This window comes from Sphingomonas sp. PP-CC-3A-396, assembly GCF_004343105.1.
Lineage (GTDB): Bacteria > Pseudomonadota > Alphaproteobacteria > Sphingomonadales > Sphingomonadaceae > Sphingomonas.
In genome coordinates this window covers 271,378-294,402 of the sequence record NZ_SLYF01000003.1, presented here as the reverse complement: position 1 = coordinate 294,402, position 23,025 = coordinate 271,378, and the positions used below count along the sequence as shown (strand labels likewise).

The window sequence follows — 23,025 nt, the reverse complement described above, 5'->3', positions numbered from 1 at the left end:
CGGTAATGGTCGCATGACGCTCTCCCGTAGAAATCTGCTCGGGGCTGGGCTCGCGGCAGGCGCCGCCGCATCGCTGGTGCCGGGCATGGCCGGTGGGCAACGCCGCAGCTCGAACGCCGCGCGTTTCTCGCTCGGCTACGCGCCGCATGAGGGCAGCTTTGCCAGCCGCGGTGGACGGATCGAGCAGATCGCCTACGCCGCCGATCAGGGCTTCACCGCCTGGGAGGACAACGAGGCGGCGACGCGGTCGGTGGCCGAGCAGGAGCAGATGGCCAAGGCGCTGGCGCAGCGCGGCATGACGATGGGCGTGTTCGTCGCCAGCATGCCCAAATGGTCGCAGTCGCGGCCGCTGCTCGGCGCCAATGACGGTGCCGAGCGCGAGGCGTTCCTCGCGGACATCCGCGCCTCGCTCGACGTCGCCAAGCGACTGAACGCGAAGCACATGACCGTCGTCACCGGCTTCATGGATCCGAAGGTGCCGGTCGATATCCAGACGGCGCGCGTAATCGACATCATGCGCCGCGCGGGCGACATCGTCGCGCCATCAGGCACGGCGATGGTGATGGAGCCGCTCAACACGCGGACCAACCATCCCGGCGTCTATATGCAGTCGATTTCGCAGGGCTATGCGGTCGCGCGCGGCGCCAACAGTACGGCGGTGAAGATCCTTGCCGATCTGTATCACGAGCAGATCCAGTCGGGAAATTTGATCCCGACGCTCGACACCTGCTGGAACGAGATCGGCTATATCCAGTTCGGCGACAATCCGGGCCGCAACGAACCTTCGACCGGCGAGATCAACTTCAAGTCGATCGTGAAGTGGCTGAAGGCGAAACGCTACACCGGCGTGATCGGCATGGAACACGGCAATTCGATCGCCGGCCGCGCGGGCGAGGATCGCCTGATCGCCGCCTATCGCGAAATCGATGCAGCATAAGGGGGACGGGGATGAGGGGAAGACGCATGAAGACCTGTTTGATGGCGAGCGCTGTCACGGCGATGGCGCTGATGACGACGGGGCCAGTCGCGGCCCAGGAGAAGCCGGGCTTCAAGGATACGCCGATGTTGCCCAGCGGCCAGTGGCGCGTCCATGACGCCGACCGCCCTGCGCCTATCGTCGTCGCGCCGGCCGCGACCCCCGGCGGTGCGCCTGCCGATGCGGTCGTGCTGTTCGACGGCCGTTCGCTCGACGCATGGAAGCCCGATCGCATCGCGTGGCCGATCGCGAACGGTGCGCTGACGATCCCGTCGCGTGCGAAAAGCGGTGGCGAGAACAACCTCGTCTCGAAACAGAGCTTCGGCGACGTGCAGATGCATCTCGAATTCCGCTCGCCCAACCCGCCGACCAAGACCTCGCAGGATCGCGGCAACAGCGGCATCTGGTTCATGCAGCGCTACGAACTGCAGATCCTCGATGGCTCGCAGAACCCGACCTACGCCGATGGCACGGTCGGCGCGGTCTATGGCTGGAAGCCACCGCTGGTGAACGCCTCGCGTCGCCCCGGCGAATGGCAGACCTACGATATCGTGTTCGAGCGGCCCCGCTTTGCTGCCGACGGCAGCCTGCTCCGCCCTGCGTACGTCACGGCGCTGCTCAACGGCGTGCTCGTCCAGAACCACCAGGCGATGCTCGGCACGACCATCTGGCGCAAGGTTGCCAGCTACACCGCGCATCCAGACGCAGCGCCGATCCAGCTCCAGGATCACGATTCACCGGTGTCGTTCCGCAACATTTGGGTCCGTCGGCTGACCGAAGCGGCGATCGCGCAGGATCTGAAGAAGGACGGTAAATGATCGATCGCAGAACAGCACTCGCCGGCGTCGTCGCCATGTTCGGCAGCGCCTTGTACGCACCCATCGCGCGCGCCGCAGGGGTCGGCCAGGCGCCCGGCGCGGCGGCGGGGATCCCCGTCATCAGCGAAGGCCCGCCCAGCGTCGCGGTCTTCACGGCCTCCCAGCGCGCGCTGATGACCGCGCTCAGCGAACGCGTCCTGCCGACCACCGACACGCCGGGCGCGATCGCCGCGGGTGTCCCGGCCTATATCGAGAAGCTGCTCGCCGACTGGGCCGCCCCGGCCGACCGCGTGCCGATCCTCGCCGGGCTCGACGCGATCGAGGCACGCAGCCTGAAAGACTATAAGGTCGCCGGCGCAAAGGCGACCGCGGCGCAGCAGGACGCGCTGCTCACTCTCGCGATGAACGACCAGATCCCCTCGGGCGGCGTCTTCTTCGAGGCGTTCCGACAGCTCGTCATCACCGGCTATTACACGTCGGAAATCGGCATGACGCAGGAGCGCGAATATCTGCCGGTGCCGGGCGAGTATAACGGCGCATTTCCCTATTCTCAGGTCAACAAGGTGTATTCCGCATGATTCTCAGCCGTAGAAACCTGCTCGCCGGCTCCGGTGCGGTCGCAGCGCTCGCGTTCGTGCCGACCGCATCGGCTGCCCAGTTGAAGGCGATCGGCCTGCAACTTTACACGATCCGCGACATCTTCTCGAAGGACCCGGTCGGCACGCTCGGACAGGTCGCCAGAATCGGCTACCGCGAGGTCGAATTCGGTGGTGGCGGCTATGACGGCATGGATCATGCAATGCTGCGCCGGACGATGGACAAGCTCGGCCTGACCGCGCCCTCGGTGCATATCGGCTACGACGCGCTGCTCAAGCAGTTCGACCAGTCGGTGACGATGGCCAAGACGCTCGGCGCGACCACCGTCGTGCTGCCGTACATGACCGACGAGCATCGCAACGAAGCGGGCTGGGCCGCGGCGCTGCCGAACTTCAACCGGTTCGCGACCGACCTGAAAAAGGCCGGGCTGGGCTTCGCCTATCACAACCACGATTTCGAGTTCACCACCAAGCCGGGCGGCGTCAGCCTGTACGAGCGGCTGCTGAAGGAGACCGATCCCGCGCTCGTGAAGCTCGAACTCGATCTCTACTGGGCATTGCATGCCGGCGAAAACCTGACGACGCTGATCGAGCGGCTGTCGACCCGCCTCTACGCCTATCACGTCAAGGACATGCGTCCCGACCGGAGCATGACCGCGGTCGGGCAGGGCACGGTCGATTTCGGCGCGCTGTTCAAGCTGAAGGGCAGTGCCGGCGTGCGCCATTTCTACGTCGAGAACGATCAGGCCCCCGCGCCGTATCTGCCCGACATCACCACGAGCTTCCGGACACTGCGCGCGCTTCGTTTTTAAACGAGGCGCTCCTGACGGGGCGTGTTTCTGAGTATTAGGAGAGGAAGATCATGGCTGAGACCAACAGGTTCGACGCGATCGTCATTGGTTCGGGCGTAAGCGGCGGTTTCGCCGCCAAGGAATTGACCGAAAAGGGCCTCCGCGTCCTGATGCTGGACCGCGGCAAGATGGTCGAGCATGGCGAAGGCTACACCTATGACGGCAAGCCCGCCTATGAGGTGCCGGCGCGCAACATCATGCCCAAGCCATTGATGGACAGCGACTATTTCATCGCCAAGCACGGCTATGTCCAGCCTAGCAACCGCGAGTTCCACAATGACGATCGGCTGAACCCGTACGCCTATGACGAGGGCAGCAAGTTCTACTGGATCCGGCCTGGCGCGGTTGGCGGCAAGTCGCTGATCTGGGGCCGCTGGTGCTTCCGCTGGAGCCCCGCGGATTTCGAGGCGAACAAGCGCGACGGCATCGATGGCGACTGGCCGATCCGCTATGACGACGTCGCGCCGTGGTACAGCTATGTCGAGAAATACATCGGCGTCTCGGGCTCGCGCGAGAACCTCGCCTATCTGCCCGATAGCGAATTTCAGCCGCCGATGCCGATGAACGTCGCCGAGAAGTGGTTGAAGCAGAACCTCGAAAGCAAGTTTCCTGGCCGGAAACTGATCAACACCCGGCTGTCGAACATGACCGAGGACAAGCCCGACCAGAACCGGACGAAGTGCCAATTCCGCAACCAGTGCGGCAATGGCTGCTCGTTCGGCGCCTATTTCTCGACCCAGGCCGTCACCTTGCCCGCCGCCCGCGCGACCGGTCGCCTGACGCTCAAGTCGGACTCGGTCGTCACCAACCTGGTGTACGATGCGGCGCGGAAAAAGGTTACCGGCGTCCGCTATATCGATGCGAAGACCGGCCAGGCGGAGACCGTCAACGCGGATCTCGTCTTCCTCTGCGCGTCGGCGATCGCGTCGACGCAGATCCTGCTCAACTCGCGCGCGCCGGGCAGCGACCGCAGCTATTTCGACGAGAGCGGCACGCTCGGGCGCTATGTGATGGATCACATCTTCCGTGTCGGGGTCGAGGGCGACATCCCCGGGATGGAAGAGTTCATCGAATTCGGTCGTCGTCCGGGCGGCGTCTACGTCCCGCGTTTCCGCAATATCGGCGGCGACGAGGGCGTCGGCTTCAAGCGCGGTTATGGCTATCAGGGCAGCGCCTATCGCAACCCTGCCGCCCCTGTCGGGTTCGGCGCATCGATGAAGCAGGGCATGCGCAAATACGCGCCGTGGCGGTTCAGCATGGGCGCATTCGGCGAATGCCTACCCTATGCGGACAACAAGGTTTCGCTCCATCAGAGCAAGGTCGACCGGTTCGGGGTGCCGCTGGTGCGGTTCGACGTGCGCTTCCGCGACAACGAGCTGAAGATGATGACCGACGCGCGGACGCAGGGCGAGGCGATGCTCAAGGCGGCGGGCCTGACCAACGTCAAGAGTTCGGAAAGCGAGCACGTACCCGGCGACGCGATCCACGAAATGGGTGGTGCCCGCATGGGCCGCGACCCACGCACGTCGGTGCTCAACGAATGGAGCCAAGCGCATGCCGCGTCGAACCTCTACGTCACCGATGGCGCGCAGATGGCGTCGATCTCGTGCGTCAACCCGTCGCTGACCTTCATGGCGCTCACCGCCCGTGCCGCCGATCATGCGGTGCGCCAGATGAAGAAGGCCTGAGCGCGATCTCGTAGTTCAGTGCGGTGGAGCCAGCGGCTTCACCGCATCAGGACTGCGGAGTCCGGTGCCGATCCCGTCGCGAAGCCGCCGACGATTTTCCACGCGCGCAGATCGACGATTGCTACCCGGTCGTTCTGCAACGACGCATAGACCGTGTCGCCGACGATGTTCAGACCCGGTGCCGCCGCCGGAAGCGGCAAATAGTCCTCCTCGGCCAACGTCGTCGGGTTCAGCCTCGACAAGCTCTTGTCCTGCGTATTCGATACGATCAGCTTGCCGTCCGTCTGGGTCACGATCCTGACTGCTTCACCGCGCATCGTGCGTTGCATCCGCCGGGTCAGCGATGTCGCATCGAGAGCATGCAGCGTGCCGCTGGGACGATCGATGACGAACAGCATATGTTCGTCGGCGCTCAACGTCATCGCTTCGGGAGCGACGCCGATATGCTGGCGGACCGGGGCTACGCCGACGTCGTCCGTATCGACCATGATGACCGCACCGCTCAGCGTGTCGGCGACATAGCCGCGGGAGCCGTCGCGGCGGATGACCAGGTAATGGCTTCGCGCTCCATTGACCGGCACCAGTCGCGCGGGTGCATTGTCCGTCTGCGGGGTGTCGAACCGCGCCAACACGCTGTCTTTCTCGGACAAGACATACAACCGCCCCTTCGAGTCCATCCGCACCGCGTGCAGCCGGCCGAACGGGGTCAGGTCGATGGTTCGTGCAAGTGTCCTTTTCTCGAGATCGATGACCCAGACGCGATGACCGCCGACGCCCGGCGCCTTCCAGCTTTCGACGCCATAATCGCCGACGAACGCATAGCGGCCGGTGGGATCGGCGACGATCTCGTGCGGTTGCGTCCCCAATGGGACGACACCGACGCGCTTGCCGCCGGGAACCGCGTAGAAGGCGACGCCACCCTCGTTCTTTTCGACCACGGCAAGCGTTTCCATCTTCGCCGCTGGTTTCGCCAGGATCTGCGCGGCTGCGCGCGTACCGATCACGGTTGCGGCCAGCGCGCCCCCTGCAAGCGTCCACAGACCTTGACGGCGATTGATCAGCGACATGTCGAAACTCCTTGTTTGTCTTTCAAAGACATGAGCGACGGACGGGTTCCGCGACATTCGCGCGCCGTCGGGTCGACCATCGTTCCAGCCTCGGAGGCAAGTGCGAGCACGAAAGATGTCGCGCGTTGCGAGGTTCGGCCTCGGGCCGGTTCGTCGAACGGGCAGGAGACGATTGCAATGCATCCAGTGGCGGGCGACAAGCAGCCTGATCGGAGATTTCATGCGTCTAGCTTTCGCCCTCGTCCTGCTGCCGGCCGTTCCGCTCCTACAGGCCAATCTCGCGGCGCCGGATGCGGTAACGCGTTCGACCGTGCAGGATGCCGCACTGCTCGCGTTCCTCGATCGTGCGTATGACGAGCAACTCGCGCTCAGTCCGGAATCGCAGACCCAGCTGGGCCTGAAAACCAATTACGACCGGCTCGACGATTATACCGACGCCGCATCGCTGCGCGCCGAAGCGCTCGCCGAACGGCAGCTGGCGGCGATGCACGCTCAGTTCAAGCCGGAACAGTTGAGCGAAAGCGCGCGGGTGAGCTACCGCCTATTCGAATATGAGGTCGAGCGCGGCCGTCAGTCGCTGCAATTTCGCAAGTTGCGGTTCCCCGTATCGACCAACGGCAGTCCGGCGGGCGAGATTCCCGTTCTGCTTATCAACAATCACAAGGTCGATACGGTCGCCGATGCGACGGCGTACATCGCCCGCCTTCGCGATACCGAGCGGGTGATGCGTGAGGTGTCGGCGACGATGCGCGCGCAGGCGGCCTCGGGCATCGTCCCGAACAAGGTGAACTTCGCGCCGGCGCGCGGCGATGCGAAGGCGATCATAACCGGCGCGCCGTTCGACGCCGGCCCGGACTCGAGCGTGTGGGCGGACTTTCGCAAGAAGGTCGGTGCGTTGGCCGCGCCGGCCGCCGTCAAGGCGAAACTCCTGGCCGATGGCAGTGCCGCGCTGACGGGACCGTTTCGCACGGGGTACGGCGTGTTGCTGACCACGCTCGACGAGATCGAACCCCAGTCCAAGGGCAATTTCGGTGCCTGGAGCCTGCCGAATGGCGCGGCCTATTATGCCGATCGGTTGAAGAACTCGACCACGACGGACCTGACCGCCGACCAGATCCACGCGCTGGGTCTGAGGCAGGTCGCCGCGATTCGCCAGGAAATGGAGGCGGTCAAGCGCGAGGTCGGCTTCACCGGCACGCTCGAGGCATTCTTCGATCAGATCCGGACCGATCCGAAGTTCAAATATCCGAATACGGCAGAAGGTCGCGAACAGTATCTCGGCGATGCCCGCGGCGTGATCGCTTCGGTCATGGTCGCGGCACCGCGCTATTTCCGAAAGCTGCCCAAGGCGCCACTCGAGGTTCGCGCGGTGGAAAAGTGGCGTGAAGGTACCGCGTCGACCGCATTCTACAATCCGCCGTCCGCTGATGGCACGCGTCCTGGCATCTATTACGTCAATCTGGTCGACATGAACCAGACGCAGAAGGTGCAGGTCGCTGGCATCGCCGCGCACGAGGGCGCGCCCGGTCATCATTTCCAGATCGCTCGCCAGCAGGAGCTCGTCGGCATTCCCAAGTTCCGCAAATTCGGTGGCTATGGCGCGTATGTCGAGGGGTGGGGGCTGTACTCGGAACGGCTCGCGAACGAGATGGGGGTCTACAAGACACCCTATGACCGGTTCGGGATGTTGTCCCTGCAGGTCTGGCGCGCGATCCGGCTGGTGCTCGACACCGGCATCCATTCGAAGCGGTGGACCCGTGACCAAGCGGTTGCGTACTTCAAGGCGAACAGCTCGGTATCGGATACGGATATCGGCCGCGAGGTCGACCGGTATTTCAACTGGCCTGGCCAGGCCACCAGCTACATGGTCGGCCAACTCAAGATCACCGAACTGCGCGATCGTGCCAAGCGCGAACTCGGGGACCGCTTCGACATTCGCGACTTTCACGAGGCGATTTTGAGCCAGGGTGCGCTCCCGCTGGACGTGCTCGACGAACAGGTGAACCGGTATATCGCCGACCGCCGCCGCTGAAACCAGCCCGTTAAAGTCAGCGGGGCGTTCGGTTGCGGGTGTCAAACCGCCAGATCGTGCGTCTCGACATGGTCGGCGATGGCGCCCGCCGTGGTCCACCAGATGCGCGGATCGTTCGCCTCGCGAAGCTCCTCCAATATCCTGGCCAGCGCCGGGACGCGGTGTGCCTGTCCCATGATGTAGGGATGTATCGCGATCCCCAAAACGGAGGGGCGGCGGTCGGTTTCCGATAACAATTGCGTGACCGCGGCGCGGATCATCGCCGCAAAGTCGTCGGCCTCGCGATGACGCTGGATCACCGCGGGCAAGTCGTTGATCTCCTGCGAATAAGGTATCGACAACAGGCTGGCGTGCGTCGTGGCGAGGCGGGTCGGCTGATCGTCATGTGCCCAGTCCAGCACGTATCGATAGCCCTCTTCGGCCAACACATCGGGTGTATCCTTGCTCTCCGAAATCCAGGGGCCGAGCCACCCCGTCGGACGGACACTCAGCGTCGCCAGTCGCTGCGTCACATCGGCGATCATGGCGCGTTCGCTTGATCGCGACAGGGTCCCTTGCGCGGTCGCGTTAGTCCGGCCGTGTGCCGCAATCTCGTCGCCACGATCGCGACAGGCTTCGGCCAGGCCTGGACAGCGATCGAGTATGTCGGCGTTCAACAATGCGGTCGTACGCAGATCGAGTCTGTCGAACAGGTCGAACAGCCGCCACGCGCCGACCCTGTTGCCATAATCGCGCCACGCGTAATTCATCACGTCGGGCTCGGTCTGCGATGGCGCCAACTCGGCACCCAATCCGCCGCCAAAGTCGAACACCTCGTGATTGACGCCGAAGTAGATCGCAAGCCGCTTGCCTTCCGGCCAGTCATAGTCCGGTCGATCGGTGATCGGACGATAGGGGTAGCGGACAGCAGGGGTGTGACTCATCCCGTCGCAACGTGCCGCCGCGCGATGCGATGCGTAGGACTTGTAAAAATCGTCATGACGGGGAGATGTCGAACAATCATGACAAAATATTTAGATTGATAGTGACTCGCAAAAGCGATTGATCTAGGAGCGCCTCCAACACGGGGGTTCAGAATGAGTGTAACGAGTATATTGCTGGCTGGCGCAGCGTTCGTCGGTATTCCGGAAGCGGCCATATCGGCTGCGCCGGCGCGGGATTCGGCCATTGCCGAAAGCCCCGACGACGCGCAGAAATCGGACGAAATCCTGGTTCTCGGCAAGAGCTACGGTCGCGAGGTCGGCAAGACGGTCACGCCGCTCAAGGACACGCCCAACACCGTCACGGTGATCGAGCGCGACCAGATCGAGGCGCAGAACCTGTTCACGCTGGAGGATGCGCTGACGGCGACCAACGGCATCACCGTCAACGGCGTCGGCAGTGAGGATCCATCGTTCTTCTCGCGCGGGTTCGCGATCTCGAATTACCTGATCGACGGCGTCCCCACGTTCGCGTTCAACTTCCCGTCCGCCGTCCCGGACCTGTTCTTCTACGATCGGCTCGAGGTGTTGCGCGGTCCGGCGGGACTGTTCAGCGGTTCGGGTAATCCCGCGGGCAGCATCAACATGATCCGCAAGCGCCCGCTCGACTCGTTCAAGATGCAGGCGAGCGCGGGCTACGGCACCTACGACAATGCCCGGTTCGAACTCGATGTGTCGGCACCGATCGGTCCGAAGGCAGGGCTTCGCGTCGGCGTCATGGCGCAGGATCAGGACCAGTTCTTCGACACCGCGCACCGCAACCGCATCGGCGCATTCGCCGTGGGGTCGCTTGAGATCGGCGATCGCACCACGCTGACCGTCGGCGGCAATTACGATCGCTTTCGGCCCGCGGTCCAGTCGGGACTGCCCGGCATCCTGGGTGGCCTGGACGGTAGCGACGGCCAACTGCTCGACGTGAAGCGCTCGACCTATCTCGGGGCCGACTGGAATCGGTTCAACGCCGAGACCTGGACCGGATTCGCCGAGATCACGCACAAGATCAGCGATCGCTGGACGCTGCGTGCGACGGGGTTGTTCACCGATGTCGATCGCGTCGACATCTATAGCTATATCGGCAACCAGCCGGTCACGGCGACCAACGGCACGACCAGCCACATCGCCTATCGTGGCGACAGCAAGCAGCAGACTCGCTCGTTCGATTTCAACGGCGTGGGCAGCTTTCCGCTATTCGGGCGGGACCAGGTCCTCATCCTAGGGGCGGACTACCAGGCGAGTTCGGGAACCTCCTACGCCACCCGCCTGTCCAATTATGCGCGGATCGATGTGTACAACCCGGTCTCGCCGCTGGAACCGCCGCTCAACCCCTACGCGGCGTCGCCCTATTATCCGGTGCAAGGCAGTGGCGCGACGTGCCCCAATGCCAGCACCGCTATCGTCCCCGCGCCGGCGAATTGCGTGTTGCAGGTCTATGGCGGATCATCGACCGACATCGAGCAATACGGCCTGTACGGACAGATGCGGCTCAGTCCCGTCGATGGCGTCACGCTGATCGGCGGCGGGCGTCTGACCTGGTGGGATACGACGACCGCGACGCTGCTCGCACCGAGCGGGGTGCTGCCGGCGCCGACACGGTACGGAATCGACAATCGCTTCACGCCTTATGCCGGGCTGGTCTGGGACGTGACGCGCACCCTGAACCTCTATGCCAGCTATGCAGACAGTTTCACGCCGCAGGCAGCCCCGGTCGGACGGGCGCGGCCCGATGGTGGACGGATCGAACCACTGGTCGGTGCGCAATATGAGGCGGGGACCAAACTCTCGCTGATGAACGACCGGTTGCTGCTGTCGGCGGCGGTCTACCAGATCACGCAGACCAACCGGTTGTTCAACGATCCCGATATCGCGACCGTGGTACTCCAGACCGGCAAGGTCCGGGCGCGGGGTTTGGAGGCCGAGGCGTCTGGCGAAATCCTGCCCGGCTGGCGGATCAACGGTGGCTATACCTATACCAAGACTCGCTATCTGGAGGACCAGACCACCGCGAACGAAGGCCTGCCGCTGGTCCCGATCATCCCGAAGCATATGGCCAAGGCATTCACCAATTATGCGCCCACCAACGGCGCCCTGGCAGGCGTGAGCTTTGGCGGCGGCGTGACGTGGTTCAGCGGCACCTATGGAGGTGTCGCGGCGGGGGTCAACGCCAATGGATCGTTCCGTCCGTCGACGATCGTTCGCCAGGGGAGCTATGCGGTCCTCGACCTGCGAGCAGGCTACCGACTGAGCGAACGGCTCGGCGTATCGGTCAACGTCAACAACGTGCTCGACAAGACCTATTATGCGCGCATCGCCGCCACCGGCCGCGGCAATTACTACGGAAGTCCGCGCACCGCGTTCGCGACGCTTCGGTACACGTTCGAATGATCGCGGTCGGGGGGAGCGGCCGATGACCGCGGGCGATGCGCATGCCCGCGCACGTTGGGCACGGCGTGGCGATATCGGGTTGCGCGTCGTCGCGGCGGTACCGCTCGGCTATGCGACGGCCAGCCTTTGGGCGATGGCGATCGCGCGGCTGCTACCCGGCGACCGTGCCGAGGCGAGTGTCACCGCGTCGCTGATAGCCCTCATGCTGTGCGCGATCGCGGCGATGTGGGCGTTCGCAGCCCGTAGCGGCTGGCGCGCACTCTGGACCCTCGTCGTTGCCGGCGCGGTCGGTGGTGCGATCGCGTGGATCTCGATCGATGCGTCGGGGCGGCTATGAGCAAGGGGTTCCGACAGTCGCAGGCGTTCCTGCACACGTGGTCTGGGCTGTTGCTCGGCTGGATCCTGTTCCTGGTGTTCGTCGCCGGCACGATCGCGTTCTGGCGCGAAGGGCTGAACCGCTGGATGCGGCCCGAGCTCGCACGTGTCGAACAGCCGATGCGCGTGCTCGCCGGCTCGCAAGCGTTCCTCGCCGGCAAGGCGCCGGATGCGAAGAGCTGGATCATCGCCGTGGCGACCGACCAGTCACCGGGCGCAGAGCTGTTCTGGATACCCCAGCCCAAGCCCGGTGAGACGGGCGGGCGTGGCCGGCGCGGCCGTCGCGATACGCAGGCATTGATCGGTGCCGACGGCAAGCCTGCGAACGCCCGCGACACGCGTGGCGGCGAGTTCTTCTACCGGTTCCATTTCGATCTTCAGTACATGCCGGTGATCTGGGCACGGTGGCTGGTCGGTTTCGCGACCATGATGATGCTGGTCGCGATCATGAGCGGGATCGTCACGCACAAGAAGATCTTCAAGGACTTCTTCACGCTGCGGCGTGCCAAGGGCCAGCGGTCCTGGCTCGATGGCCATAACGCCACCGCGGTGCTCGCACTGCCGTTCCATGTGATGATCACCTATACCGGGCTCGTCACGCTGATGGCGTTGCTGATGCCGTGGGCGGTCGTGGCGAACTACACCAGCGAACGTACCGTGTCGGAGACGCTGTTCCCCACCGCCGCTGTGGTCGATCGCAGCGGTCGGCCAGCACCGCTGATCGACCTCCGAACGATCGCTGCTGACGCCGAACGCCGGCTCGGCGCACCGGCTAGCTTCATCGAGGTGAGCGACCCCGGCGATGCATCGGCGCGCGTCTCGGTCAGTCAGAGTGCGCATTCGATGCTGTCGTCGCGGACACCCCGACTGACCTATGACGGTGTATCGGGACGCCTAGCGTGGCGTTCGCCTCCGCCCGGGGCGGCGGCCGAGACCGCGGGCGCGATGATAGGCCTGCACGCTGGACGGTTTGCCGGCTATGGCGGCCGCTGGCTGTACTTCCTGTGCGGGGTCGCCGGAACGCTGATGGTCGCGAGCGGGCTCGTTCTGTGGACCGTGAAGCGCCGTGAACGCCTCCCCGACCCGACCCGACCGCATTTCGGCTTTCAGCTGGTCGAGCGTCTCAACGTCGCGGTGGTCGGCGGCTTTCCATTCGGCATCGCCTGCTTCTTCTGGGCGAACCGACTGCTACCTCTGGCCCTGAGCGGTCGTGCGGCCTGGGAAGTCCACGCGCTGTTCATCGCCTGGGGTATCGCCGCGCTGGCCGCGGTTATCGCCAAGCCGTCACGGGTCTGGCCGACGGTGTTCGCCGCGACCGGCCTTCTGCTCGTCACGCTACCGCTGTATGACATCGTCGCGACGGATCGGGGGCTGTTCGCGATGATCGCGATCGGAGACCTCATGATCGCCGGAATCGACGCAACGCTGCTGGCGTTCGGTGTCACCTTCCTTCTGCTGGCCAGACGCGTCGCGAACTATCGCCCGCCAGCGCGGCGAGTCCGACCGTCACGAACTCATGCGGTCCCCAAACTATTGGAATCGGTCGAATGAGTATCGTCGTCCTGATCCTGACGACTACAGCCTTCTTGCTGCTCGGGCTGGCCACCGACGCGCAGTATCGGCGCCGGTTCGGTGCGGGACTTTCGCGCCGGCGACGCAGTCTGTTGCGGAACGGGGGGTGGGGCGTCCTGATCGTCAGCGTCCCACCGGCAATATTGGCCCGCGGCTGGATCTTTGGTCCGATCCTTTGGATCGCTGCGGTGATGGCAGGGGCGGGGGTCGCGTTCCTGTCACTCAACTTGATCGTCTCGCGATCTCCACCGCGGTAACATACGACCATTTACACATACCGAGGACGCTACGGTTTCTAAGCGGGGGAGATGGCCCGTCGGGCCACTCCCCACGCCAACAGCCAAGGCGGCAAGCCAATGCCTGCCGCCTCGGATCGATCAGGTGAGGCTGTGCTTCAGCGCGCTCATCTTGTCGTGGCCTTCGCGGACCGACGCATAGCCGTCCGAGATCGCGCTCTGCGTTGCCGACGACAGGTCGGTGTCCTTCATGGCCTCTTCGTACTTGGCCTTAATGTGATCTTCGCCACGCTCGACTTCGAGGATGATCGCCTTGTCGTCCTTACCGGTCAGCGCCTGCTTCAGATCCATGAACGTGCGATGCGCTGCGGCCAGCATGCTCGACTCCATTTCCGGCTCGCCGCCGAGCGTACGGACCTGACCCTGAAGCTGCGTGGCAACCTGGGCCCGATCGCGCGCGAAGTCGGCGAACATCGTTGCATACTGCGTGCTCTCGGCATCCTTCGCGGCGTCCTCATACCCCTTCATGCTGTCGAGGGTGGTCTTGATCAGGCCGTTCAGGACGGACACGTCGTGGTCGTTGCTCATGGTAGCTCCTGTGATGAAGTCCGCTCAACGATCGCCCGGGAATTTAGTCGCGTGCCGAGTATCTCCTGCGATGAATTTTGCCAAAGTCGTCGCGAATCCGTCAGGCCGGCGCTCGCCCCTCCAGGTACAAGTCCACCGGGAGATCGGCTGGCACAGCCACTTCGGGCCGTGGTCGCGTTGCGGCCGCCTCGAGCCAGGCCGGACCATCGGGGCGGTGGCGTGTCGATCCGTCCGATCGCGTCGGTACCTTGCCGTAGACGGCGGGGCCCTCCCGACCGGGAGATCCCCCGCCGAACGAAGCCGCGATATTGCCATAGGTCGACGGATCGCGACCATCCAGGCTCAGTCGATCGTTGAGGTAGCACGCCGTCGCCCACGCGGTCTGCGGGTCCGGCGTCATGGCAATGATCCGCTTGCCCCAATACATCCGCAGGTTGTTGTGCATCCAGCCATCGACGAGGAACTGCCGCTGACACGCGTTCCAGGTTTCGTCGCGCGTCTCGCCGTGCAGCAACGCGTCGAGCGTCTCAAGCTCCGGCCGCGGGTCCGCCGCATGCGCTTCAAGCGTCTCGCGTGCCCATCCGGAAATCCGATCGTAACGTTCCGGCGCCACCAGCGCGGACGCCTGATAATGGAACCATTCCCGCCACGTCAGCAACTCGTCGGCGAACTTGTCCTTGGCGCCGGCCGGTGCCGCGGCGGCCTCGACCGTGGCCATGATCTCGCGGGGGCCGACGACGCCGAAGTGAAGATAGGGCGACAGCGTACTGGCCCCGACCGGATTGGTCGCATCGTTGCGCACGGCGGCATAGGTTGGCAGCACCGTGTCCATCAGCCGTTCGAGCTTCTCCAACGCGCCGCCTCGACCAAGCGGGAACATCGGGCTCGGCGGCAGCGAATGGTCGATTGCGGCTGCGGCAACAAGCCGATCGATGTCCGCATCGGTGCTGGTATCGAGCCGATCGGGGACGAACGGGAGCGGGCCGTCATAGGGGGCTAGCTCGGGCATCAGGTCGGACGCGGTCAGCCAATCCGCGCGCAGCGGCTCATGACGGCGCCGGAACGCGGTCGTCGAACCAATGTCGTCGCCGAGTATGGCGGGTGGCACCAGGCAGGCGGCGTTGACCGCGAGGACGCCGCGATCCGTCCGCGCCGCAAAACGCTCCGACTGCCAGCGCGCGACGAACGTCGGCTGATCCTCGACCAGCACCGCGGCGCTTTCCGCCGCCAGCCGATAGACCAGTCCCTTTTCGCGCTTCTCGGCCCGGTCGACATACTGGATGCACGCCACGCCACGCTGCCGACATTCCAGGGCAAGATCGCGGCTGGCCCCCAGGATGAACCGATGCAGGCGATCGGACGCGTAGGGATAATCCTCGCGCAGCCCGTGATAGACGAGGACGGGAAGACCCAGATCGTTCGCGAGGCAGATCGCGGCATCGATCAGCGGGTTGTCCCGCGCGCGCAACGCCTGCTGCAACCAGCACAGGACATAGCGCGCAGCGGGGCGGACACCGTGCGCGTTCAGCGAACGAACGCGCGCCGCCTCGGCCCAGGTTGCAAGCGCGTCGGGAAGAGGATTGGTCATGGCTGTCCAACCATTGGGGGCTGCGACCGATCCTCGGACACACCCGGTGTTAAGAACGTCCTGCATCTGGCAAGCGCTGCGTCGCGTCTCACCTCGAGTTCCGCGAGCGATATCCCAGAAAGGTCGAAGCGCAGTTCGTGCATGTCCATGCCGGACCGGTAGCCGCCGGGCCAGACGCTGGTCAGCTCGAAGCCGCAATGCTGGAAGAACGGCGAGACCTGCGGCGAGGTATCGACGGTGACGTAGCGCGTGGCCGGTTCGGCAGAGGTGGCGACGTGGAGTAGGCGTTCGAACAGCAGCAGCTTGCCGAGGCCGGCGCCGTGATAGGCGCGCGCGGCCATGCCCCAGAAAAGCAGCGCCTTGTCGTAATGCTCCCAGATCTCGTAGCCGCCGAACGCGCCGGGCACGCCGTCGACGTCGACCACGAATGCCGGGCCGTCGGGCTCGTCGAGCGTCTCCTCGAGCCATTCGCGGTCGCCGGCGCCGAAATACTCGGGGAAGTTCGAGTCGAAGATCGAGAGGACGGCGGCGCGGTCCTTCTCCTCGTAGCGGCGGGTCAGGATTCTGCTCATTACGGACTCCACTGCGCGATGGTTTCGATCGCGTCGGTGGTGGAACGGCTCCAGCAGCGCGAAGTGCCTTCGAACGTCGCGGTCGCGTGGATTGGATCGGTGACGACGGTGTCGATCGACTCGGGGCGGATGCGGCGCGGTTCGCCGATGAGCTTCGCGTGCGCTTCCTTGATCGTCCAGCAACGGAGCCACGCGCGGGGCTGGGCGAGGGTGGGCAGGCGTCGGAGCGCGTCGGCTTCGGTCGGGGTCAGCATGTCCCAGAGCGGAGCGTGGTCGTCGATGACCTCGCGGTCGACCGCGATCGGCTGGCGTGCAGCGCCGATCAGGGCGTGCGCGCCGCGGCTGGAGAGGCTGAGATACCAGCCGTTGGGGGCGGAAACGATCGGCGCGCCGGCCGGACTGCGTATCAGTCGAACGCCGTCTGTGTCGCCGGCCAGTTTGTGGATCAGGGCGGCGGCCAGACCCTGCCGAATCGCGCGCGCATCGCCTTGCAGGCCGGCGGCGTACGGTCCGGTCTCGGCAACACTCCATGCGACTGGCGACTGACCGTCCCAAGCAAGGTCGGAGAGCGGACCGTCGTGCCAGATCTGCGTCACGTCGCCACGGCGATCCGCGCCGGGCTCCCGTCCCAGCTGGTACCGTCCGGAAGCGTCTCGCCCTTCATCACCACCGACAGGTCGCCGAGCTGCGCGTCTGCACCGATCTCCGCGTCGTATAGCACGATCGCCAGCGAGCCGATCGTCGCGCGGTCGCCGACGCGGATCGCACCGACCTTCATCACGCGGTCCTCGAACAGATGCGTCTGCAAGCCGGCGAAGTCGTTGAGCGCGACGTCGTCGCCGATGTCGACCAGGTCGTGCTCGGTCAGGTCGGTGGTGTCGATGTAGCAGCGCTTGCCGATCCGCGCGCCCATCAGGCGGAGGTACAGCGCGATCCACGGCGTGCCGCGGAGCGGTTCGAGCAAATTGGCTACCGCGAGATTCTCGTAGGTCGCGGTGACGAGTTCGGTGCGCCAGACGAAAATGCTCCAGAGCGGCGCGGTCGTGACCTTGTAGCGGCCGACGACGAGCCACTTCAACGCGAGCACGAAGATTCCGCAGGCGAGGCAGAAGCCGACATAAAGGAACGGGAACGTCGCCGTGACCAGCAGCCCGCCATTGTCGAGATCGTCGAGGTCGCCGACCACCGACAGCAACAGGCTGAAGAACACCAGGAACGCGGTCAGCGACAAGGTGGTTCGAACCGCCTCGATCGACAGACGCGTGGCAATCAGCGCGCGCGACGGATTGAACCGCGCGCCTTCGTCGAACATCGTGTTGACCTGTCGTACCGGCAGCTTGATCGCGGGCGAGCCGAACCACGTGCTGCCCGCCTCGGTGGCGAGCGCGGGATCGCTCGGCGGTTTCGAGAGGACGCCGACGAGCACCTCGTCGCCGATCTGCGTACCGCTCGGCAGCAGCGCGGAATTGCCGATGAAGCTGCGGCGGCCGATCTTGGTATGCGCGAGTTCGATCGTGCCGTGGCCGATCCGCGCCGCGCCGAAGATCACCGAATCGGCGATGAAGCTCTCCTCGCCGATCTCGACGAGGTCCGGCACGATCGCGCTGGCGGTCGAGATTTCGGCGCGACGACCGACCTTCACGCCGAGCGCGCGGTACCACGGCACCACATACAGCGTCGCGAAGATCGGGTGGAGCAGACGCAGCGCGAGGTCGTTGATCTGCTGGACGAACCAGTAGCGGACGTAGAACCCGCTGTTCAGCGCATAGACCGCGGGCGCGACGCGGCCGAGGATCAGGCGTTTCGCGGCCACCGTCAGCACGCACATCATCACGACATAGGTGACCGCGAGCAGCGGCGCGACCGCGACATAGGCATAGCCGCTGGTCGCCCAGTCGAGCTCGATCAGCGCGATCAGCCCGGGAGCGATCGGCAGGATCGCGACCAGCGGCAGGATCAGCGCGCACAGGAACAGGCCGATTGCCGGGCCAGCGTTGCGCGGGGCTGCGGTGGCCGGGCGGCGGGGCGCATCGCCGTCATGCGCGGCGGGCGAGCCGGCCCAGCGCTGGCCTGCGGGGATGACGGTGTCGGCGGGCAGCGCGGATAGGTCGTCGAGCATCGCATCGTCGCCAAGCGCGGCATTGCGGCCGACCACCGCCATCGACCCGACGAACGCGCCCTTGCCGAGCTTTACCGTGCCGAGGCGGAGCAATCCGCGCTCGACCGAGCTGGTCGACAGCACCGACTGGTCGCTGATGATCGCATCGTCGTCGGCGTGGAGCAGGTCGGCGGTGTCGATGATCCCGGTGCCGATATGGACGCGCTTGCCGATCTTCGCGCCCATCATCCTGTAATAGCCGCGGATCATCGGCGTGCCCGCGAGATACGGCGTCGCGGTGACGCCAATGATCCGGCGGACCAGCCACCAGCGGAAATAATAGCTGCCCCAGAGCGGGTAATCGCCCGCTTTGAAGCGTCCGACGATCAGCCATTTGAGCGCGATCGACAGGACCATCGACGCGATCGGCACGACCGTGAAGAACAGCCCGCTGAGGATCAGTGCGTCGACCCGTGGCATGTCGCCGGCGAGATGCGTGTAGGCGAGATAGGGCGAGAACCACTGCAGCCCCGCCAGCGTGTAGATCGGCAGCAGCGCGAGCGTCTGCGCGGCGACGCACAGGCGCCGCTTCCACGGCGCGATATGGTGGAAGCTGCTCTCGTCGAGGATCGCGACGGGCGTGGTGCCACCGATCCGCAACGCCAGCGCGCGGATCGTCGGCGCGGCGTAGACGTCCTCGAGCGACAGCCCTTCGAGGCCGCGCACTTTTCGCGCTGCCGAAACCAACCGAGCGGCCTTCAGCGAATGGCCGCCAAGATCCTCGAACAGGTCATCGAGTACCGACACCGGCTGCGGCGCGAATGCCTCGGCCCAGACGCGGTGCAGGCTTTCCTCCATTGGGGTGGCGGGCGCGATCATCTCGCGGTCCGACGTCACGGTGATCTCGGGCTTCACCAGCGCCTTGCGGTCGACCTTCCCCGAGGCGGGCAGCGTCGGCATGTGCGACAGTAGCTGATACCCTGCCGGGCGCATGTAATTGGGGAGCCGCTCGGCGACGCGGGCCTTGAGGCCGACCATGTCGATCTCTTCGGCGGGGCGGGCTATCAGGAAGGCGGCGAGGAATTCCGACCCGTCGTCGTCGGTGAACAGCTGGACGACGGTCTGCGCGACGCCCGGCCATTCGCCGATCACCGCTTCGATCTCGGCGAGCTCGACGCGGAAGCCGCGGATCTTCACCTGCGTGTCGATCCGGCCGACGAAATCGATGTCGCCCGCCGCATCGAGCTTCACGAGGTCGCCGGAGCGGTAGATTCGCTCGGGCGCACCCGACGGCCCGTCGAACGGGGTCATGATGAACTTCTCGGCGGTCAGGTCGGGGCGGTTGACGTAGCCGACGCCGACGCCGGGACCGCCGATCACGAGCTCACCTTCCTGGCCGTCCGGCACCGGCTGCATATGCTCATCGACCACCCAGGCGGTATAGCCGGGGAGCGGCTTGCCGATCGTGATGCGCTGGCCGGGGAACACCTCGGTCCAGGTCGCGGTGACCGAGGTCTCGGTCGGACCATAGGTGTTGAGCAGGCGGAGGCCCGGTCGCGCGAGGCGGCGCGGCAGGTCGGCGGGGCAGGCTTCGCCGCCCATGTTGAGCAGGCGCAGCGTCGGCACCGGATGCTCGACGAGCGCGATCAGCGAGGGGACGATGTGCCAGATCGTCGTGTTCGCTTCGGCGAGCGCGATCGCGACGTCGGGGCCGCTGGTCGCAAGTGCTTCGGTCGCGACCAGCACGACCGCGCCGACGAAGAACGCGCTCCACATCGTCTCGACCGACATGTCGAACGCGAGGCTGAACCCGCCGAACACGACGTCCGCCGGGGTCAGATCGAGGATCGCGCTTTCCGAGCGGACCAGGTGGCACGCATTGCCGTGCGAGATCATCACGCCCTTGGGGCGGCCGGTCGTGCCCGAGGTATAGATGATGTAGGCGAGGTCCTGCGGATCGCTGTGCGTCACGTCGCGGCCGATCGGTTCGGACGGTTCAGCCGCGAGATCGCCCAACGCCGCATCGAGCGCGAGCGTTTTCCCCTTGAGGTTGCCAACGCGGCTGGCGACGGTGATCGTCAGCGCGGCTTCGCTGTCCTCGACGATGAAGTCGATGCGGTCCTGGGGATAGCCCCAATCGACCGGCACATAGGCGGCGCCGGCGCGCAGCACGCCGAGGATCGCCATATACTGGTCCAGCCCGCGCGGCAGGCACAGCACGACACGGTCGCCGCGGCCGATCCCCATCGCGCGCAGGCGGTGCGCGAGAGCTAAGCTGCGCGTGGCGAGGTCGGTATAGGTCCAGGCGGTCTTGCGGTCGTATTCCTCGTCCGCACCGATCAGCCGCAGCGCCGTCGCGTCGGGATGCGTGGCGCGCGTAGCGTCGAAGATCTCGTGTAGCAGCTCGTCACGGGCGTAGGGCTCGGCTGCGCGGAGTGCCGGGGCGGGAGCAATCGAGGCGATGCCCGTGCGCTGCAAAATGGCCTCATCCGAGGGGCTTACCGAAGTAACGTCGTGCATCCAGCGGGCTTAGCCGAACTGTTGCGTAGTTTGCTACCTGTGTCGTGGCGTCGTCGCTCCGAACGCGATCTCGAAGCATAGCCCCGTCCCGCCGGGGCCAGGCATGACGTCGAGCAGGCCGTGATGCGCGCGCGCGACGCGGTCGACGATCGACAGGCCGATCCCCGATCCTTCCGAACGCGATCCGTCGGCGCGCCAGAACCGGTCCTTGAGCCGGGCGAGGTGCTCGGGTGCCACGCCGGGGCCATCGTCGGCGACGGTCAGCCGTGCACCAGGCCCAACACGGACGAGGATGTGCGTACCCGTCGGCGTATGGCGCACCGCATTGCCCACCAGATTCTCGAGCGCGAGCGTTACGGCGCCCGGATAGCCGATGACCGGCGCGATCTCTGACGTCACGACGTCCAACGCGATGCTGCGGCCGCCAGCGATGATCGCAGGCGCCTGATTGGCGACGAGCGCCTCGGCCAGCGCGGCGAGGTCGAGTGGCTCGCCGGCGTCCTCGACCGGGCGTTCGAGATCGGCGAGCGCGAGCAGCTGCGTCACCACGCGGCCGGCGCGATCGACCGATGCGAGCAACGAAGCCTTCACCGGACCGTCCTCCACCGCATCGGCGCGCAGGCGAATGACCGCGAGCGGCGTGCGGAGTTCGTGGGCGATGTCGGCGGCGAACGCGGTCTGCGTGCGGAATCCTTCTTCGAGCCGGTCGAGCGCTTCGTTGGTGGCGGCGGCGAGAGGCTCGACTTCGGACGGCAGCGTGCCAAGCGGCAACCGCGTGTCGAGCGTGCGCGGGCCGATCGCGGCGGCGGTCGCCGACACCGCCTGCATCCGCCGGGTGAGGCGGCGGGTGAGCAGCGCACCGATCAGCGGCACCAGCGCGGCGATCGGCAGGACGAGCAGCGCGAAGCGTTTGAGGAAGGCGCTGACGATATCGTCGGTGATGACCTCGGGGGCGGCGCTGTCCTGCGATGCGACGATCCAGCGGCCGCCGGATATCGGCACGCTGTACGCCTCGATCACGCCGCGGCGGAAGAAGTGCGCGCCGTGGTCCATCGGCACGGCGGCGACGATCCGCGGCCGGGCGGGGCTCTTCGCCATCAGGACGGTGCGGCGGCGGTCGATGATCGCGATCGCCATGCCGTCGGTCAGGACGTCGCTGGGCAGCGTGATCAGCGGCAGGGCATTCGCGACGATGGCGGCCTGCTGGCGGAGCAGGCGGCGCTGGTAGTGATCCGCGGTGCTGTGGAGCAGCGCAGCGACGCCGAGCGACAGCGCGATCGTGGCGATCAGCGCGGTCGCGACGTGGACCGCGACGAACTGACCCAAGAGCGAACGCGGCAGACGCAGCCTCATGGCTTGGGGACGATGATGTAGCCGACGCCGCGCACCGTCTCGATCCGCGCGCCGCTCGATGCGTCGTCGAGTTTCTTGCGCAGGCGGTGGACATAGACCTCGACCGCGTTCGAGCCGAGCTCGCCGCCAAGTCCGAACAGGTGGTCCTCCGCGATCCGCTTCGGCACGACGTTGCCCGCGCGCCGCAGCAGCAGTTCGAGCAATTCGGTCTCACGTACCGACAGCGCGATGGTCTTACCCTCGACATGCGCGACGCGGATTTCGAGGTCGAACGTGAGGCGACCGCAGGTCAGCGAGCGTCCGAGATATCCCCCTTGGCGACGCAGGACCGCGAGCAGGCGCGCGTGCAATTCGTCGACGTCGAACGGCTTCACCAGATAATCGTCGGCGCCTTCGTTGAGGCCGCGGATGCGGGCGTCGATCGTGCCGCGCGCGGTGAGGATCAGTACTGGGCGGGTGTCGCCGCGACCGCGCATACGGTGGAGCAGTGCCAGTCCGTCCTCGTCCGGCAGGCCCAGATCGAGCAGGATCGCGGCGTAATCGCCATCCTTCAGATATGCCTCGGCCTCGTCGCCGGTGCGCGCGAGATCGACCGCGAACCCGCGCGGGGCCAGCGCCGCGGTCAGCGCCTGCGCCAGGTCTGCGTCGTCCTCGATCAACAGCACCCGCATCGGACTCGACCTCATCTTGCCGCGGCGCAGCACCCGTAAGCGCGCTGTAAGCGAGCGGCGCT

At 65.8% G+C, this 23,025-nt stretch carries 19 protein-coding genes; 10 read left to right on the top strand and 9 right to left on the bottom strand.

What is annotated here, in order from left to right; translation table 11 throughout:
- Positions 1 to 13: 13 nt before the first annotated feature.
- Genes C8J40_RS07505 through C8J40_RS07485 form a run of 5 tightly spaced genes read left to right on the top strand, consistent with a single transcriptional unit; the run spans position 14 to position 4,929 of the window.
- Positions 14 to 937, top strand: a complete 924-nt coding sequence (locus C8J40_RS07505; protein WP_132896466.1) for a TIM barrel protein — start codon at positions 14 to 16, stop codon at positions 935 to 937.
- A gap of 41 nt (positions 938 to 978) precedes the next feature.
- On the top strand, positions 979 to 1,794 hold the full coding sequence (locus C8J40_RS07500) for a DUF1080 domain-containing protein (RefSeq protein ID WP_207901173.1): 816 nt from the start codon (positions 979 to 981) through the stop codon (positions 1,792 to 1,794).
- Positions 1,791 to 2,372, top strand: a complete 582-nt coding sequence (locus tag C8J40_RS07495) for a gluconate 2-dehydrogenase subunit 3 family protein (protein WP_132896464.1) — start codon at positions 1,791 to 1,793, stop codon at positions 2,370 to 2,372. Before C8J40_RS07500 ends, C8J40_RS07495 begins: the two co-directional genes overlap by 4 nt.
- Positions 2,369 to 3,202, top strand: a complete 834-nt coding sequence (locus C8J40_RS07490; RefSeq protein ID WP_132734306.1) for a sugar phosphate isomerase/epimerase — start codon at positions 2,369 to 2,371, stop codon at positions 3,200 to 3,202. The genes C8J40_RS07495 and C8J40_RS07490 overlap by 4 nt, the downstream gene beginning before the upstream one ends.
- A gap of 50 nt (positions 3,203 to 3,252) precedes the next feature.
- The gene (locus C8J40_RS07485) at positions 3,253 to 4,929 is read left to right on the top strand and encodes a GMC family oxidoreductase (protein WP_132896463.1); all 1,677 of its coding nucleotides are present in this window, start codon (positions 3,253 to 3,255) and stop codon (positions 4,927 to 4,929) included.
- 38 nt (positions 4,930 to 4,967) lie between these two features.
- On the opposite strand, the gene C8J40_RS07480 is transcribed toward C8J40_RS07485, so the two are convergent.
- Entirely contained in the window at positions 4,968 to 5,996 is a 1,029-nt protein-coding gene (locus C8J40_RS07480; RefSeq protein ID WP_132896462.1) for a twin-arginine translocation pathway signal protein, read from the bottom strand.
- A 220-nt stretch (positions 5,997 to 6,216) separates the two neighbouring features.
- On the opposite strand from C8J40_RS07480, the gene C8J40_RS07475 reads away from it, so the two are divergent.
- On the top strand, positions 6,217 to 8,028 hold the full coding sequence (locus tag C8J40_RS07475; RefSeq protein ID WP_132896461.1) for a DUF885 domain-containing protein: 1,812 nt from the start codon (positions 6,217 to 6,219) through the stop codon (positions 8,026 to 8,028).
- Between the two features lie 41 nt (positions 8,029 to 8,069).
- On the opposite strand, the gene C8J40_RS07470 is transcribed toward C8J40_RS07475, so the two are convergent.
- Positions 8,070 to 8,951 carry a polysaccharide deacetylase family protein gene (locus C8J40_RS07470; protein ID WP_132896460.1) on the bottom strand — a complete coding sequence of 294 codons (882 nt, stop codon included), beginning with the start codon at positions 8,949 to 8,951 and terminating at the stop codon, positions 8,070 to 8,072.
- Positions 8,952 to 9,104: 153 nt separating this feature from the next.
- Here C8J40_RS07470 and C8J40_RS07465 point away from each other — a divergent pair, with 153 nt between their 5' ends.
- From C8J40_RS07465 to C8J40_RS07450, 4 genes are read left to right on the top strand one after another with little or no spacing between them, the layout of a single operon-like run.
- Entirely contained in the window at positions 9,105 to 11,390 is a 2,286-nt protein-coding gene (locus tag C8J40_RS07465; protein WP_243693258.1) for a TonB-dependent siderophore receptor, read from the top strand.
- Between the two features lie 22 nt (positions 11,391 to 11,412).
- Complete coding sequence (locus C8J40_RS07460; RefSeq protein WP_132734294.1) at positions 11,413 to 11,727, top strand: hypothetical protein; 315 nt, start codon at positions 11,413 to 11,415, stop codon at positions 11,725 to 11,727.
- Entirely contained in the window at positions 11,724 to 13,316 is a 1,593-nt protein-coding gene (locus C8J40_RS07455; protein WP_132896459.1) for a PepSY-associated TM helix domain-containing protein, read from the top strand. Before C8J40_RS07460 ends, C8J40_RS07455 begins: the two co-directional genes overlap by 4 nt.
- Positions 13,313 to 13,594: a DUF3325 family protein gene (locus C8J40_RS07450; RefSeq protein ID WP_132896458.1), complete on the top strand. Its 282-nt coding sequence runs from the start codon at positions 13,313 to 13,315 to the stop codon at positions 13,592 to 13,594. Before C8J40_RS07455 ends, C8J40_RS07450 begins: the two co-directional genes overlap by 4 nt.
- 120 nt (positions 13,595 to 13,714) lie before the next feature.
- Here C8J40_RS07450 and C8J40_RS07445 read toward each other — a convergent pair whose 3' ends face one another.
- The 7 genes from C8J40_RS07445 to C8J40_RS07415 form a co-directional block, all read right to left on the bottom strand.
- The gene (locus C8J40_RS07445) at positions 13,715 to 14,161 is read right to left on the bottom strand and encodes a PA2169 family four-helix-bundle protein (protein WP_132734288.1); all 447 of its coding nucleotides are present in this window, start codon (positions 14,159 to 14,161) and stop codon (positions 13,715 to 13,717) included.
- Between the two features lie 100 nt (positions 14,162 to 14,261).
- Positions 14,262 to 15,749 (bottom strand): deoxyribodipyrimidine photo-lyase, encoded by a 1,488-nt coding sequence (locus C8J40_RS07440; protein ID WP_132896457.1) that lies wholly within the window; start codon positions 15,747 to 15,749, stop codon positions 14,262 to 14,264.
- Entirely contained in the window at positions 15,746 to 16,321 is a 576-nt protein-coding gene (locus C8J40_RS07435) for a GNAT family N-acetyltransferase (RefSeq protein WP_132896456.1), read from the bottom strand. Before C8J40_RS07435 ends, C8J40_RS07440 begins: the two co-directional genes overlap by 4 nt.
- The gene (locus C8J40_RS07430; protein ID WP_132896455.1) at positions 16,321 to 16,917 is read right to left on the bottom strand and encodes a 4'-phosphopantetheinyl transferase superfamily protein; all 597 of its coding nucleotides are present in this window, start codon (positions 16,915 to 16,917) and stop codon (positions 16,321 to 16,323) included. Before C8J40_RS07430 ends, C8J40_RS07435 begins: the two co-directional genes overlap by 1 nt.
- Positions 16,914 to 20,939, bottom strand: coding sequence for a Pls/PosA family non-ribosomal peptide synthetase (locus tag C8J40_RS07425; protein WP_132896454.1), 4,026 nt, complete (start codon positions 20,937 to 20,939; stop codon positions 16,914 to 16,916). Before C8J40_RS07425 ends, C8J40_RS07430 begins: the two co-directional genes overlap by 4 nt.
- Before the next feature lie 33 nt (positions 20,940 to 20,972).
- A complete protein-coding gene (locus tag C8J40_RS07420; protein ID WP_243693257.1) occupies positions 20,973 to 22,292 on the bottom strand; it encodes a HAMP domain-containing sensor histidine kinase in 1,320 nt (439 codons plus the stop codon).
- Positions 22,289 to 22,963, bottom strand: a complete 675-nt coding sequence (locus C8J40_RS07415) for a response regulator (RefSeq protein ID WP_132896453.1) — start codon at positions 22,961 to 22,963, stop codon at positions 22,289 to 22,291. The genes C8J40_RS07420 and C8J40_RS07415 overlap by 4 nt, the downstream gene beginning before the upstream one ends.
- Positions 22,964 to 23,025 lie beyond the last annotated feature (62 nt).

What these genes read in the sequence shown, in the direction of transcription:
- C8J40_RS07415 (WP_132896453.1), bottom strand. Translation starts at nt 22,963, where the DNA reads ATGCGGGTGCTGTTGATCGAGGACGACGCAGACCTGGCGCAGGCGCTG.
- C8J40_RS07455 (WP_132896459.1), top strand. Translation starts at nt 11,724, where the DNA reads ATGAGCAAGGGGTTCCGACAGTCGCAGGCGTTCCTGCACACGTGGTCT.
- C8J40_RS07450 (WP_132896458.1), top strand. Translation starts at nt 13,313, where the DNA reads ATGAGTATCGTCGTCCTGATCCTGACGACTACAGCCTTCTTGCTGCTC.
- C8J40_RS07480 (WP_132896462.1), bottom strand. Translation starts at nt 5,996, where the DNA reads ATGTCGCTGATCAATCGCCGTCAAGGTCTGTGGACGCTTGCAGGGGGC.
- C8J40_RS07435 (WP_132896456.1), bottom strand. Translation starts at nt 16,321, where the DNA reads ATGAGCAGAATCCTGACCCGCCGCTACGAGGAGAAGGACCGCGCCGCC.
- C8J40_RS07495 (WP_132896464.1), top strand. Translation starts at nt 1,791, where the DNA reads ATGATCGATCGCAGAACAGCACTCGCCGGCGTCGTCGCCATGTTCGGC.
- C8J40_RS07505 (WP_132896466.1), top strand. Translation starts at nt 14, where the DNA reads ATGACGCTCTCCCGTAGAAATCTGCTCGGGGCTGGGCTCGCGGCAGGC.
- C8J40_RS07425 (WP_132896454.1), bottom strand. Translation starts at nt 20,939, where the DNA reads ATGCACGACGTTACTTCGGTAAGCCCCTCGGATGAGGCCATTTTGCAG.
- C8J40_RS07465 (WP_243693258.1), top strand. Translation starts at nt 9,105, where the DNA reads ATGAGTGTAACGAGTATATTGCTGGCTGGCGCAGCGTTCGTCGGTATT.
- C8J40_RS07485 (WP_132896463.1), top strand. Translation starts at nt 3,253, where the DNA reads ATGGCTGAGACCAACAGGTTCGACGCGATCGTCATTGGTTCGGGCGTA.
- C8J40_RS07490 (WP_132734306.1), top strand. Translation starts at nt 2,369, where the DNA reads ATGATTCTCAGCCGTAGAAACCTGCTCGCCGGCTCCGGTGCGGTCGCA.
- C8J40_RS07470 (WP_132896460.1), bottom strand. Translation starts at nt 8,951, where the DNA reads ATGAGTCACACCCCTGCTGTCCGCTACCCCTATCGTCCGATCACCGAT.
- C8J40_RS07460 (WP_132734294.1), top strand. Translation starts at nt 11,413, where the DNA reads ATGACCGCGGGCGATGCGCATGCCCGCGCACGTTGGGCACGGCGTGGC.
- C8J40_RS07500 (WP_207901173.1), top strand. Translation starts at nt 979, where the DNA reads ATGGCGAGCGCTGTCACGGCGATGGCGCTGATGACGACGGGGCCAGTC.
- C8J40_RS07475 (WP_132896461.1), top strand. Translation starts at nt 6,217, where the DNA reads ATGCGTCTAGCTTTCGCCCTCGTCCTGCTGCCGGCCGTTCCGCTCCTA.
- C8J40_RS07445 (WP_132734288.1), bottom strand. Translation starts at nt 14,161, where the DNA reads ATGAGCAACGACCACGACGTGTCCGTCCTGAACGGCCTGATCAAGACC.
- C8J40_RS07420 (WP_243693257.1), bottom strand. Translation starts at nt 22,292, where the DNA reads ATGAGGCTGCGTCTGCCGCGTTCGCTCTTGGGTCAGTTCGTCGCGGTC.
- C8J40_RS07440 (WP_132896457.1), bottom strand. Translation starts at nt 15,749, where the DNA reads ATGACCAATCCTCTTCCCGACGCGCTTGCAACCTGGGCCGAGGCGGCG.